Genomic DNA, 13,446 nt, shown 5'->3' on the forward strand with positions numbered 1-13,446 from the left:
GCCTGGGTTTCGCGGCGGCCGGCGTAATTGCGGGGCCGGTTCGAACGGCCCGGTTCAGGCGGCCCGATAGGTCAGGCGCGCGCCGAAGCCGAATAGGCATAATGATCGGGATGCCGAAACAAACGCCCCTGCCTTTCCCCGACGCCGCTTCGGCCGACTCCGCACGCACGCCGGTCGACGCCTCGGACCCGGCCGCTGCCGCCGATCCTTCCGCCGAACACGTGCCTGCTGGGCCGGTCGATGCCGAAGCGGCCGCCGCGTCCGACGAGCGCGCGAGTGCGATCGCCGACGAACTCGCCGAACCTGCGTTCGAGCCCGAGGTCGAGTCCACCGTCGAACCTGCCGTCGAAGCCGAATCCATGAGCGAGCGCGTCGCCGAAGCCGCCGACGAGATCCGGTCCGAGCCTGCGCTCGCCGCTTCGCCTGCGCCCGCCGAGCCCGAGCCCGAGCCCGAGCCCGAGCCCGAGCCCGATCAGCCCGAACTGCCGATCGCCGCGCCGCCTGCGGCTGCGGGCGAGTCGCGTCCGGGCGCGCCGCCGGCGCATCGCCCGTGGTGGGCGCGCCTGCTCGGCAAGATCATGGCGCCGTGGGTGTCGCTGACCATCGAGCCGAAGGCGCCGTCCGAACATATCGCCGAGGAGTGGCACGGCCGCCCGGTCTGCTACGTGCTCGAAGACTACGGTCTGTCGAATGCGTTGATCCTCGAACGCGCCTGCCGCGAGAGCGGCCTGCCGTCGCCGCTGCAGCCGTTGCCGGGCGACCCGCTCGGCCGTAAGCGCGCCTATGTCGCGCTGTCGCGGCGCCACGCCGGCACCTTGGCGCCGTCCGGTCCGCCCTCGGCCAAGACTCACTCCGGTTCGCTCGCGCGTCTGCTCGACGCGCATCGCAACGACCCCGCGCTCGATGTGCAGTTGGTGCCGGTATCGATCTTCGTCGGCCGCGCGCCGGACCGCAGCAGCGGTTGGTTCTCGGTGTTGTTCTCGGAAAACTGGACCCTGGTCGGCCGCTTCCGCCGCCTGCTCGCGATCGCCCTCAACGGCCGCCACGCCACGGTGCGGTTCTCGCCGCCGGTGTCGCTGCGCGGCATCGTCGACGAAGGCCTGCCGTCCGAACGCACCGTGCGCAAACTCTCGCGCGTGCTGCGCACCCACTTCCGCCGCATCCGCGCGGCGGTGATCGGCCCCGACCTGTCGACCCGGCGCATGCTGATCGACCGCGTGCTCGCTTCCGAACCGGTCAAGGACGCGATCGCCGACCAGGCCCGTCGCGACAGCAGCAACAGCACCGAAGCGTGGAAGAAAGCCCACGCCATGGCCTACGAGATCGCGGCCGACTATTCGCATCCGGTGGTGCGCTCGCTGAGCTTCATCCTGACTCCGGTGTGGAACCGCATCTACCGCGGCGTGCTGGTGCATCACCTCGACCAGCTCAAGCAGGACGCGCCCGGCCACGAAGTCGTCTACGTGCCTTGCCATCGCAGCCACATGGACTACCTGTTGTTGAGCTATCTGCTCTACACCAAGGGCATTGTGCCGCCGCACATCGTCGCCGGCATCAACCTCAACCTGCCGGTGGTCGGCTCCATCCTTCGCAAGGGCGGCGCCTTCTTCATCCGTCGCAGCATCCGCGGCAGCGCGCTGTACTCGGCGATCCTCAGCGAATACGTCGCCCAGCTGGTCTCGGGCGGTTATTCGATCGAGTACTTCATCGAAGGCGGGCGCTCGCGCACCGGCCGTCTGCTGCCGCCGAAGGGCGGCATGATCGTGATGACCGTGCGCGGCTTCCTGCGCCAGCCGACCCGGCCGGTGCTGTTCCAGCCGATCTACGTCGGCTACGAGAAGCTCATGGAGGGCAACAGCTACCTCGACGAGCTGTCCGGCAAGCCGAAGGAAAAAGAATCGATCTGGCAGCTGCTGTGGGGCATTCCCAAGGTACTGCGCTCCAACTACGGCCAGGTGGTGGTGAACTTCGGCGAGCCGATCCGGCTCAACGACATGCTCGCCCAGCACGCCCCGGAGTGGGACGGCCGCCCGCTCGACGAGGAAGACAAGCCGAGCTGGCTGTCGGCGACGGTCGATGCGGTCGCCGAACAGATCCAGGTCAACGTCAACCGCGCCGCCGACGTCAACCCGATCAACCTGCTCGCCCTGGCCCTGCTGTCGACGCCGAAACACGCGATGGGCGAGGCCGACCTGCTCGCGCAGATCGCCCTGTCCAAGACCTTGCTGGCCGAGCTGCCGTATTCCGACCGTGTCACCGTCACCCCGCACACGCCGCAGGAAATCGTCGCCCACGGCGAAGAGATCAACGTGCTCGAACGCATCGCCCATCCGCTCGGCGACGTGCTCGGCGTCGACGGCGACGACAAGGCGGTGCTGCTGAGCTATTTCCGCAACAACGTCCTGCACCTGTTCACCGCGGCCTCGTGGATCGCCTGCTGCTTCCAGCACAACCGCCGCATGAGCCTGGCCGGCGTGTTGCGCCTGGGCCGCAGCGTGTACCCCTTCCTACAGGCCGAGCTGTTCCTGCCGTGGAGCGAGGACGAATTCGCCGAGCGCCTGGTGCGCACGGTCGACGTGTTCGTCCGCTCCGGCTTGCTCGAACGCGTCAGCGAAGACGACGGCGGCATCCTCGCCCGCAACGCCGGCCAGACCGACGAAGTGTTCCGCCTGCGTGCGATCGGCCACTCCTTGCAGCAAGCTTTCGAGCGTTACTACATCGCCATTTCGGTGCTGGTGAAGAACGGCCCCGGCACCATGTCGGCCGGCGAACTCGAAAGCCTGTGCCAGCTCGCCGCTCAGCGCCTGTCGCTGCTGTACGCGCCGGCCGCGCCGGAGTTCTTCGACAAGACCTTGTTCCGTGGCTTCATCCAGAAACTGCGCGAGCTGCGCCTGGTCTGGCCCGACAGCGAAGGCAAGCTCGCCTTCGACCAGCGCCTGGATGCATGGGCGAAGGACGCCAAGGTCATTCTGGGCCGCGAGTTGCGGCATACGATCGAGAAGATCAGCCCGGAGATGGCGGCGAAGCCGGAGCCCAAGACTTCGGCGGACGCCTGAGTCCGCCACTGGTTCTCTTGCATGTCCCTTTGGATTCCGCTCCCCCTGTAGGAGCGGCGTGAGCCGCGACGCGGTTGCTGTTGCCGTTGCCGTTGCCGTTGCCGTTGCCGTGATGAGCTTGGCGCAGTACCGGACTCGCGAGAACACCTGGAGACCCGGAGGGCGGCGCACAGGACGTGCGCCGTTTTTCGATAAGACAGGGACGTCTTATCGAAAAATCCCGGCGCAGGCATCGCACTCGTGGCTTGTGCCCTTGCAAGGAGAGCCCTTTTCTTTGGTTACCTTTGACCGAAGGGAATCCAGACGGACTTTTGGGCTTAGCAAAAGAAAGTAACCCGGCCGCGTCAGCGGACGGAAGCTCTGCTCTTGCTTATGGCTTCTTCAGAAACAAGATCAGGATCAAACGCCTAAAGCTTCCGCCACTAAAGCGGCGGGTAACTTTCTTTTGTCTAAAGCAACAAAAGAAAGTCACCAAAGAAAAATGCTTTTGTTTTGAATCACAGGCCCGCACGATCGGTGCCGACGCAGGGCTTTTTCATACGGGACATCCCTGTCCCGATGAAAAACGGCCCGCATCCCTGCGGTCCGCCCTCCGGGTCTTCGATTGCCTTCGCTAGTGCGAGGCGACGCACGGCAACAGCAAAATCCTTACGGCAACGGCAACGGCAACGGCAACGGCAACGGCAACGGCAACGGCAACGGCAAGGGCAAGGGCGCTTTGGGGTAGGAGCGGCGCAAGCCGCGACCAAGGCATCCGCAGAGGCAGCAACGCCGACGTCATTGAGCGAAGTCCGCGGCCATCGCGGCATAGAGCGGCAGACCACGCCCGAGCGCTTCCGCATCCGGCCACTCGGCCCCTGACCCGCGTCACTGCAAACCGTGACGACAGACGGGTACCATCGCCGGGTTCCCGTCCGGCTGCCGTCGATGTCCACGTCCTCGCTGTCCACGCCGACGCTGTCGGTGCCTTCCGCATCTTCCGCCGACTCCGGCGCCATTGGCGTGGCCGCCCAGGGCGGCGCGTGGCGCGAGATCCCCGCGCTCGGCGCACGCCTGCTCTGGCGCCATTGGCCGGCGTTGACGTTCTGGTTCTTCGCCCAGCGGGTCTGCTACGACCTGTTGATGGGGCTGGCGGTCAAGCTCGGCGAGCGTTCGGTGCTGCTGTCGTTCGCGGTGCTGTCGGTGCTGATCGTGACCCAACTCGCGGGCACCATCCTGATGTTCCAGTCGCTGCGGCCGTCGTTGCCGATGCTCGCCGGCGGTGCGACCACGCCGGACACGGCGGCGGTGCGCAAGCAATGGATCACTGCGCTGGCCATCGCGATGCTGCCGTTCTTCGCCTACTACGCCGGTTGGGGCCTGCTCGAAGACCTGCGCCGCAACTTCCGCACCGCCTACATCTTCAGCGTCTGGGAAAAGGAAAACCTCAACGAGGTGCTCAAGCTCAAGGGCTTGTGGATCGCGCTTGCGGTGGCCTGGGCGGTGCGCTGGTTCAGCAAGCGTCGCGCCGAAGCCACCGGGCATGCGCTGTGGAACGTGGTCGCGACCAGCTGCGAAGCCTACTGGGTGTTCGTGGGCGTGGCCGCCATCGCGCAAGTCATGAACGGCCTGAAGGACTGGTGGCACGAGCGGGTGGTCTATGCCGCCGTGACCCAGTGGTGGGACGACCCGATGTCGGCGTTCAAGCTGCTGACCCCGGCCAAGAAGGGCATCGTGCCGGTCTGGGACATCGTCGGCACCGCTGCCGGTGCGGTGGTGCTGCCGCTGATCTGGCTGGCGATCACCGCGATCATCTACGGCATCGATCTGCGCCGCGCGCAGCGCCTCGACGGTGCCGACGAAACCCTCGGCAAGGTCAGCGCGCGCTTCAAGTCGATGCATTTCAGCTTGCGCATGCTGGCCGACAAGGCCAGCGCCGGCTGGACCAGCAAGGGCGTGCCGGTGGTCAACAGCCTGCGCCTGGTGCTGCGCGCCGGCCTGCCGGCCTTGCTGACCTTGTGCGTGTGCTGGCAGTTGTTGTCGTACATCGACTCGTGGTCGTGGCGCTTGATGGAACATGTGGTTGGGCCGAAGGACCCGGAATGGCAGAACGTCGTCGGCCAGCCCTTGGCGGTGTTCCTCAACACCCCGTTGTCGTTCCGCACCTCGTTGTTCACCGATGTCTTGCGAGTCGTGTTGTTGGCTGCGACGTTCGATCGCGCCATTGCAAGGTTGCCGCGTTCGGCTTGAGCCTCGGCCGTTGCCGTTGCCGTTGCCGTTGCCGTTGCCGTAATGATTTTGCTGTTGCTGTGCGCCGATTCGCACTAGCGAAGGCAATCGAAGACCCGAAGGGCGGCGCGCAGGGATGCGCGCCGTTTTTCATCGGGACAGGGATGTCCCGTATGAAAAAGCCCTGCGTCTGCACCGATCGTGCGGGCTGGTGATTCAAAGAAAAGCATTTTTCTTTGGTTACCTTTCTTTTGTTGCTTATGACAAAAGAAAGTAACCCGCCGCTTTAGTGGCGGAAGCTTTAGGCGTTTGATTTTGTTTCTTTAGAGCCTTGAGCAAGTGCAAAGCTTCCGCCCGCTAACGCGGCCGGGTTACTTTCTTTTGCTAAGCCCAAAAGAAAGGTAACCAAAGAAAAGGGCTCTCCTTGCAAGGGCACAGGCCACGAGTGCGATGCTGTCGCCGGGATTTTTCGATAGGACATCCTTGTCCTATCGAAAAACGCCGCACGTCCTGTGCAGCGCCCTCCGGGTCTCCACTTGACCGGTAAAGCGGCAAAGCAGATCAAAATCTCGGCAACGGCAACGGCAACGGCAACGGCAACGGCAACGGCAACGGCAACGCCGCTGAAGCGGATGCGCGCATCGCGATCGACGACGGACACGGAATGTAGGTGGTCGCGGCTCGCGCCGCTCCTACCCAGGAGCCCGAGCTGCGGGAAGTGACGGCGCGAGATCGGGGCAGTGCGGTTGCGGCTCATGACCGAAGGAAATCCAGTAGGACGCCGCTCCTACAGAAGCCGAGCGCGAGCCCGAGCGAGTCGGTACGAGCTTGCGCGGATCCAGCGCGAGGCCGCGCCGATCAAAGCGCAAAGCGCAAATACCGGCCCTTGGACGTCTGCGAATTACGCAAGTCGATCCGCGCCTGCAATCCTTCGAGCCGCTGCGTACGCGGCAACAGATAGGCGTGCTGGAAGCGGAACGGGCGGCCCGGCAGGGCGATGATCGATTTGTATTGCGCGTCGTAACCGCTGCCGCAGGTGTTCGGCAGCTTGGCGCCGCTCAGCCGCGGCAGGCCGGCCGGATTCGCGTCCCACAAGCGGCCCTGCGCATCGGACACCTGGCCCTTGCACAGGTCCAGGGCCTTGGCCTGGGTGCCGGAATCGGCGATCACTTCGAATTGCAGCAGCAAAACTCCGGCGTCCTTGCGCAAGGGGCCGCCGATGCGCGGGTCGCGCGGGGCCAGGGCTTCGGCCGAGACCAGGCGCCAACGCGCGCCTTCGTACTGCGCCCACTCGCCCTTGGGCACGTCGATGGCGTGCGAGGGGTGACGGTTCTGGTAGGCCTGCAAGGCCTCGCGGTAGGGCGCATAGATCGCCCAGGCGCCGAACACCAGGGTGCCCAGCAGCCACAGTGCGTTGCGCCGCCACCAACCGGCCGGAGCCGTGCGGGCGGTGTCGAGCTCGGAGGGTTCGGGCGTCATCGGCGCGGAACTTATGGGCGTGGAACTCATGGGCGCAGGTCCAGTACCGGCTTGGCTTCGGCCATCAGCTTGCGCGCGCGCGCCGCATCGATGCCCAGGTCGACGTCGACCAGGCTGTCGCCGCCGCGCGGCAGGCCGTTGCCCCAGTAGAACTGCAGATGGGCGCCCTGCAGACGGTCGGCCGGCACTTCGAAGAACCAGGCGCCGCTTTCCGGCAGGCCGGGGACGACCACGCGCTCGCGCAGGTTGAGGCCTTTGAGTTTCGGCCGGTCCTGGCTGGAGGCGACATAGGTCAGGCCGTCGCGGGTGAGCAGTTGCGCGCCGACGTAGCCGCTCTGGTCGCGTGCTTCGACTTTGGCGACCACCGACAGCCACACCCCGGGGGTGCGCAGCAGATAGTCCTCGGGATGGCTGTAGTCGCCCTTGAGCAGATAGGCGTGCGCGGCCTTGAAGCCGGTGACGTCGACGGCGAAGTTGCGGCCTTCGACCCGGCCCAGGCCTTGCGCGTGCTGCACCAAGGGCGTGTCGCGCTGTTCGTAGCTGGACTCGCCCTTGCGCAAGGCGACCACCGCGATCAGAGCCAGGAGAATCCACAGGGCGTCGCGCCAGCGCCAGCGCGGCAGGCGCCAGGCGGTGCGGGCGGCGGCGGGCGCGCTCACGGCGCCACCGCCCGGTCGCGCAGGTCCTGCACGGCCATCGCGTACTTGGCGGCAGGCTTGCCCTGGACCCAGGCGCCTTCGTCGTTGAGATAGGCCTTGGCCTTGTAGGCGCGAGCGAATACGCCGAAGGTCGCTTGCGGCGTGTAGACGTAATTCTTCGGCAAGGTCCAGACCATGTCGATGCGTTGCTTGAGGCGCGGATGCAGGTCGCCGGCGACGGAGTGGTCGTCGGACCTCATCAGCAGGTCGGACTGGATCGGTTCGCGCTTGCTCGACACCAGGATCAGGTCCTGCTGCGGATAGCCGAACGCGCTGAAGCTGCGCGGCGTGCGGTTTTCGACCTCGACCTGCAGCACCAGGTAGGACTTCGGGTTGAAGGCATCGATGCGGCCGCCGGGCTTGTAGCGCGCGACCCAGGCCCGCAGCGGCGTCACCGCGAGGGCGCCACCCTGGTAGCGATGGCCGGCCTTGTACTCCGGCAAGGGCTTGCTCTTGGCCTGGCCGAAGCCGCCGAGTGCGGCGGTGGCGACGACGGCGACGAGCGCCACCGCCGCAGCGCCCTGCCACCAGGGGTTGCGTGCCGTCTGGACCAGTTCGTCCTTGTTCGCCATGCCGCTGTCTGCCGATCGAGTGGCGGCACCCTATCACAGCGTGAAGGCCGCGCCGCGCGCGGAAATCTCAATACCGGATGCGGCGGCCGCGCGACGCGGGGCCGCGCTTGCGGCTCAGGCCGGTTCGTCGGGAATCAGGGCGCTTTCGAGGCGGGCGATACAGTCCTTGAGCCAGAGCTTGCGCTTCTTCAGGCGCTTGACCGTAAGTTCGTCGGCCTGCGGGTCCAGGCCCAGGCGGTCGATGGCCGCGTTCAGATCGCGATGTTCCAGGCGCAGCTCGGCGAGCTGGCGGGCGGTCTCGGCGGGATCGGCGCTTCCGGTCATGCGCATCAGCTTAGCGCGCCGCCACGACCAACGTCATCGGCCCCCTCGATCGGCGCGCGGGCGGTGTTCACCGACCCGTAGCGTAGAATTGGCGCCCTCATGAGCATCGTCCTGCCCCTCGCCGAACCGACCCGTCCCGCCCGCGCCGAGGCCCGCCGCGGCAGCGACGGCGAACGCCTCGCCACCCGCCTGCGCCATCAGGTCGGCCGGGCAATCGCCGATTTCGGCATGATCGAAGAGGGCGACAAGGTCATGGTCTGTCTGTCCGGCGGCAAGGACAGCTACACCCTGCTCGACGTCCTGCTGCAGTTGCAGAAGAAGGCGCCGGTGAAGTTCGAGCTGGTCGCGGTGAACCTGGACCAGAAGCAGCCCGACTTTCCCGAGCACGTGCTGCCGGCCTACCTCGAATCGATCGGGGTGCCCTACAAGATCCTCGAGCAGGACACCTATTCGGTGGTGACCCGGGTCGTGCCCGAGGGCAAGACCATGTGTTCGCTGTGCTCGCGCCTGCGGCGCGGCGCGCTCTACACCTATGCCGAGGAACAGGGCTTCACCAAGATCGCCCTGGGCCACCACCGCGACGACCTGGTGGCGACCTTCTTCCTCAACCTGTTCTTCCACGCCAAGCTCAGCGGCATGCCGCCCAAGCTGCTGTCCGACGACGGCAAGCACGTGGTGATCCGGCCGCTGGCCTACGTGCGCGAGGACGACATCGTCGACTACGCCGCGATCAAGGGCTTCCCGATCATTCCCTGCAACCTGTGCGGCTCGCAGGAGAACCTGCAGCGCAAGCAGGTCAAGCGGATGATGGACGCCTGGGAACGCGAGACGCCCGGCCGCATCGAGACCATCTCGCGCGCGCTCGGCGACATCCGCCCCTCGCAGTTGAGCGATCCGAAATTGTTCGATTTCCTCGGCCTGGGACAGGCCGGCGGCGTGCCGGCCGCCGACGCGCCGGTGTGGCTGGACGCAACGATTGATACCAACGACGCGCAGACTGGATGAGGCGTCGTTTCTTCGGCCCCGCCTCAGGGGCTTCATCGCGATATGACTCTGAAGTTTCCGGATTCCCGCTTTTGCGGGAATGACGAGCCAGAGCATTCGACTCCATTCCTCTCCAATTCGGTCCTTCGATGTTCTTTCGCAATCTGACCTTCTTCCGCTTTCCCACCACCCACAAACTCGACGAACTGGATAAAGGCCTGGAAGAGTGCAGGCTCAAGCCGGTCGGTCCGCTTGAACTGTCCTCGCGCGGTTTCATCTCGCCGTTCGGCCGCGACGCCGAGGACGCGATGATGAGCAACCGCATCGGCGACGCGATCTGGCTGACCTCGGGCGGCGAAGACCGTCTGCTGCCGGGTTCGGTGATCAACGACATGCTGGCCAAGAAGCTCGCCGAAATCGAGCAGAAGGAAGGCCGCAAGCCCGGCGGCCGCACCCGCAAGCGCCTCAAGGACGAGCTGATCGTCGACCTGATGCCGCGCGCCTTCATCAAGCCCAGCCGCACCGACGCGATGATCGATCTCGAACACGGCCTGGTCATCGTCGACACCTCCAGCCGCAAGACCGGCGAGAACGTGATCAGCGAGATCCGCCGCGCCATCGGCAGCTTCCCGGCCCTGCCGTTGAACGCCGAGATCGCGCCGCGTTCGATCCTGACCGGCTGGGTCGCCGGCGAAGAATTGCCCGACGGCATCAGCCTGGGCGACGAGTGCGAACTGCGCGACCCGGTCGACCAGGGCGCGGTGGTCAAGTGCCAACGCCAGGAGCTGGAGAGCGACGAGATCGCCAAGCACCTGGAAACCGGCAAGCAGGTCACCCGTCTGGCGCTGACCCTGGACGATCATGTGTCGTTCGTGATCGGCGAGGACCTGGTGGTGCGCAAGTTCAAGCTGCTCGACGGCGCCGTGGACCAGCTCGAACACAGCGAAGGCGACGGCCTGCGCGCCGAACTGGATGCGCGTTTTGCGCTGATGAGCGCGGAAGTGAAGCGTCTGTTCCGGGTGCTGGAATCGGCCCTGAAGCTGAGCAAGGTCGAGGCCTGATCCACGCCGGCTTTCGCACCACAACCCCTCTCCCGCTTGGCGGGAGGGGGTAAGGGCATCGAGTCGCACGCAAAGTGTTTCCGAGGAACTCGATGGTCGAGCGAGCCGCCTCTTCGAAGGTCCTGATACGTCGTCATTGAAGTTTCACTGCGCCGCCGCATCGTCGCAGCGTCCGTGGCGTTATGCTTCGCCCATGGCGGTCCCCCACCCATGACGAGCCTCCTGCGCCTGCTGACCGGCAAGCCGCAAGCCGCCTCGCGCACGGTCTCGCGCGAAACCCTCGCGATCGACCTCGGCAACGGTCACGTGGTCGAGGTCTTGCGGGTGCGCGATCCGCGGGCGCGCCGGATCAAGCTCAGTGTCGATGAACGCGGCCCGCGCCTGACCCTGCCGATGCGCGCCAGCGAGATCGCCGGCCAGCGTTTCGTGATCGAACACGGCGACTGGCTGCTGGCCCAGATCGCCCAGGCCGACAGCGACGCGGCCCGCCTGCAGCCGCACGTCAGCGCGAGCATCCCCCTGCGCGGCGCGGACCTGCCGGTGCGCTGGCAGGTCGCGCGCTACCTGCGCCTGCAACTCAACGAAGACGCGCTCGACATCGCCGCGCCCGAGGCGGTCAACGCAGCCGCGTTGCAGCGCGCGCTGCGCGATTTCTACGAAGGCCAGGCGCGCGCCGATGTCGGCCGCTGGCTGCCGAAGTACCTGCCCGGCCTGCCACGCGCACCGTCGCGGCTGCGTTATCGAGTGATGTCCTCGCAATGGGGTTCGCTCGCGCCCGACGGCGCGCTGACCTTGGACCTGTCGCTGGTGCTGGCGCCGCCGCCGGCGTTCGAGTACGTGCTGGTGCACGAGCTCTGTCACCTGATCCATGCCGATCACTCGCGGGCGTTTTGGCGCGAAGTCGAGGCGCGCTGCCCCGATTGGCGCGATCAGCGCGAGTACTTCCGCGCTTCCGGCCGCAGCCTCAAGGCCGGCCTGCGCCGCTTGATCGCTGCCGACGCATAAGCCGTCGCTCAGCCGGCTGCCTGATCGGCGCGCTCAGCCGGCGGGTTCAGCCGGCGAGGAAGGCGCGGAACAGTTCGCCGACGTCGCGCGGCTGCTCCATGTGCAGGTGATGGGTTCCGGCCAACACGTGCATCTCGCCGCGCGGCAGCAGGGTCGCGCGTTCGCGGCGCAGCTCGTCGGGCATATAGGGCTGGGCCGGGTCGGCCCAGACCATGCAGGTCGGGCTTTCGATCGCCGCGATCAGCGAGCGCATCTGCGCCTCGCTCATGCGCATCGCCGTGGTCAGGGTCAGGCGGGGATCGCTGCGCCAGACGAAACCGCCCTGGCTTTCGTCGCTGCGTACCGGCGCCACGCCGCGTTCGACCAGCAGGCGCGCGACCGGTTCGCTGAGGCTGTTGGCGGTCATGCGCGCGCGCACCGCGGTGGCGATGTCGCCGAACACGCGCAACTGTTTGCCGACCAGCGCGGCCTGGCCGGCGAAGGCCTCGCGCAGGCGCGCGGCGACGCGGTCTTCGTGTTCGGCCAGCGAGCCCAGGGCTTCGATCAGCAACAGTCGGTCGACCCGCTGCGGCGTGGCCGCGGCGACGACGCTGGCGGTGGCGCCGCCGAGCGAATGGCCGAGCACATGGAAGCGATCCCAGCCCAAGGCGTCGGCGACTGCGAGCGCGGCGCGCGCGGCGGTGATCAAGGTGTAGTCGGCGGCCGGCGGCAGATGCGCGCTGGCGCCGTGGCCCGGCAAGTCCGGGGCGACCAGGTCGAAGCCCTCGAACCAGGGCGCGATCGGCACGAAGCTGGCGGCGTTGTCGAGCCAACCGTGCAGGGCGAGCAGGCGCGGCGCGCCGATCTGGCCGTTGCGCAGGCCGGCCAGGCGGCCGAACACGCTGTCGACGGCGAATTCCTGCAGCGCCGTCATCGCTCCCAGGCTCCGAGTTCGCGCCGGGCGATGCCGGCCAGCAGCGCGGCATGCGTCGGCGACTCGTTGAGACAGGGGATATAGCGCAGCTCGCCGCCGTGTTCGGCGAAATCCTCGGCCAGCATCATCGCGACCTCTTCCAGGGTTTCCAGGCAGTCGACCGCGAAGCCGGGCGCGACCACGTCGACGCGCTTGATGCCGCGCGCCGCCAGCGCATCCAGGGTGCCGGCGGTGGATGGCTCCAGCCAGCGTTCGCGGCCGAAGCGCGATTGGTAGGTGAGCGTCCAGGCCGCATCGGGCAGGTTCAGGGCCCGGGCGATGGCGCGCGCGCTGGCTTCGCACTGGCGGGCATAAGGGTCGCCGCCGTCGACGAAGCGTTGCGGCAGGCCGTGGAACGAGAACAGCAGGTGCTCGCCGGCGCCCTCGTTGGCGCGGTGGCGATGGATCGAGTCGGCGATCGCCGCGACCCAGTCCGGATCGTCGTGATAATCGTCGACCAGACGCGTCGCCAGGCCTTCGGCACGGCCGAGCACGTCGCCGACCGAGGCGGTGGTCGAGGTCGAGTACTGCGGATACAGCGGCAGGGCCAACACACGTCGCACGCCCTCGGCCTGCAGCCGTTGCAACAACTGCTTCCACGACGGTTGGCCGTAGCGCATCGCATGCAGCACGCGCGCCTCGGGCAGCTCGTGCTGGACGGCCTGGGCGAGGCGGCGCGTGTGCACGGCCAGCGGCGAGCCTTCCGGCAGCCAGACGCTGGCGTATTTGTTGGCGACCTTGCCGCTGCGCAGGGGCAGGATGGCGAAATGCAGCAGCGGGCACCACAGCCAGCGGCTCATGTCGACGACCCGGCGGTCGTGCAGGAACTCGGACAGATAACGGCGCACCGCGCGCGTGTTCGGCGCATCGGGCGTGCCGAGATTGACCAGGACCACGGCGGTGTCGGCGGTGGAGGGGGCGTCGCGGTCGGTGATGCTGGCGGTTGCGGGCATGGGCATAGGATGACACCCGGCGCCCCGCCTGCGAAATCTCCGCGGGATCGAAGTTTTCGATGGCAGCGATAGGCGGGGGCGGATGAGGTGGCGAGACGCTGTGTCGCTCGGGCGTTCGTACGTGCGTGTCGCAGGTCCCGCGTCGGTGTGCGCC

12 protein-coding genes are annotated in these 13,446 nt (G+C 67.1%); 5 read left to right on the forward strand and 7 right to left on the reverse strand.

Annotation, left to right across the window (positions count from 1 at the left end):
- Nucleotides 1-101 precede the first annotated feature (101 nt).
- The gene (gene plsB / locus LC490_RS02755) at nucleotides 102-3,056 is read left to right on the forward strand and encodes a glycerol-3-phosphate 1-O-acyltransferase PlsB (protein ID WP_343222994.1); all 2,955 of its coding nucleotides are present in this window, start codon (nucleotides 102-104) and stop codon (nucleotides 3,054-3,056) included.
- A gap of 927 nt (nucleotides 3,057-3,983) precedes the next feature.
- Entirely contained in the window at nucleotides 3,984-5,285 is a 1,302-nt protein-coding gene (locus tag LC490_RS02760; protein ID WP_223619216.1) for a hypothetical protein, read from the forward strand.
- A 280-nt stretch (nucleotides 5,286-5,565) separates the two neighbouring features.
- Here the strand turns inward: LC490_RS02760 and LC490_RS02765 are convergent, their stop codons facing one another.
- The 5 genes from LC490_RS02765 to LC490_RS02785 form a co-directional block, all read right to left on the reverse strand.
- Nucleotides 5,566-6,021, reverse strand: a complete 456-nt coding sequence (locus LC490_RS02765; protein ID WP_223619217.1) for a hypothetical protein — start codon at nucleotides 6,019-6,021, stop codon at nucleotides 5,566-5,568.
- 101 nt (nucleotides 6,022-6,122) lie between these two features.
- Entirely contained in the window at nucleotides 6,123-6,773 is a 651-nt protein-coding gene (locus LC490_RS02770; RefSeq protein WP_223619218.1) for a hypothetical protein, read from the reverse strand.
- Nucleotides 6,770-7,402 carry a hypothetical protein gene (locus tag LC490_RS02775; protein WP_031370588.1) on the reverse strand — a complete coding sequence of 211 codons (633 nt, stop codon included), beginning with the start codon at nucleotides 7,400-7,402 and terminating at the stop codon, nucleotides 6,770-6,772. Before LC490_RS02775 ends, LC490_RS02770 begins: the two co-directional genes overlap by 4 nt.
- Nucleotides 7,399-8,013: a hypothetical protein gene (locus LC490_RS02780; protein ID WP_223619219.1), complete on the reverse strand. Its 615-nt coding sequence runs from the start codon at nucleotides 8,011-8,013 to the stop codon at nucleotides 7,399-7,401. The genes LC490_RS02775 and LC490_RS02780 overlap by 4 nt, the downstream gene beginning before the upstream one ends.
- Nucleotides 8,014-8,127: 114 nt before the next feature.
- Nucleotides 8,128-8,337 carry a YdcH family protein gene (locus tag LC490_RS02785; RefSeq protein ID WP_031370590.1) on the reverse strand — a complete coding sequence of 70 codons (210 nt, stop codon included), beginning with the start codon at nucleotides 8,335-8,337 and terminating at the stop codon, nucleotides 8,128-8,130.
- Between the two features lie 99 nt (nucleotides 8,338-8,436).
- On the opposite strand from LC490_RS02785, the gene ttcA reads away from it, so the two are divergent.
- The 3 genes from ttcA (at nucleotide 8,437) to LC490_RS02800 (ending at nucleotide 11,387) form a co-directional block, all read left to right on the forward strand.
- Nucleotides 8,437-9,342 (forward strand): tRNA 2-thiocytidine(32) synthetase TtcA, encoded by a 906-nt coding sequence (ttcA, locus tag LC490_RS02790; protein ID WP_223619220.1) that lies wholly within the window; start codon nucleotides 8,437-8,439, stop codon nucleotides 9,340-9,342.
- A 128-nt stretch (nucleotides 9,343-9,470) separates the two neighbouring features.
- Nucleotides 9,471-10,382 (forward strand): recombination-associated protein RdgC, encoded by a 912-nt coding sequence (locus LC490_RS02795; RefSeq protein WP_031370592.1) that lies wholly within the window; start codon nucleotides 9,471-9,473, stop codon nucleotides 10,380-10,382.
- A gap of 210 nt (nucleotides 10,383-10,592) precedes the next feature.
- The gene (locus LC490_RS02800; RefSeq protein ID WP_223619221.1) at nucleotides 10,593-11,387 is read left to right on the forward strand and encodes a SprT family zinc-dependent metalloprotease; all 795 of its coding nucleotides are present in this window, start codon (nucleotides 10,593-10,595) and stop codon (nucleotides 11,385-11,387) included.
- Between the two features lie 46 nt (nucleotides 11,388-11,433).
- Here the strand turns inward: LC490_RS02800 and LC490_RS02805 are convergent, their stop codons facing one another.
- Nucleotides 11,434-12,300 (reverse strand): alpha/beta fold hydrolase, encoded by an 867-nt coding sequence (locus LC490_RS02805; RefSeq protein WP_223619222.1) that lies wholly within the window; start codon nucleotides 12,298-12,300, stop codon nucleotides 11,434-11,436.
- Nucleotides 12,297-13,292, reverse strand: coding sequence for a ferrochelatase (gene hemH / locus LC490_RS02810; protein WP_223619297.1), 996 nt, complete (start codon nucleotides 13,290-13,292; stop codon nucleotides 12,297-12,299). Before hemH ends, LC490_RS02805 begins: the two co-directional genes overlap by 4 nt.
- Nucleotides 13,293-13,446 lie beyond the last annotated feature (154 nt).

Origin of the sequence: Lysobacter sp. ESA13C (assembly GCF_019970005.1) — a bacterium.
Lineage (GTDB): Bacteria > Pseudomonadota > Gammaproteobacteria > Xanthomonadales > Xanthomonadaceae > Lysobacter > Lysobacter antibioticus_B.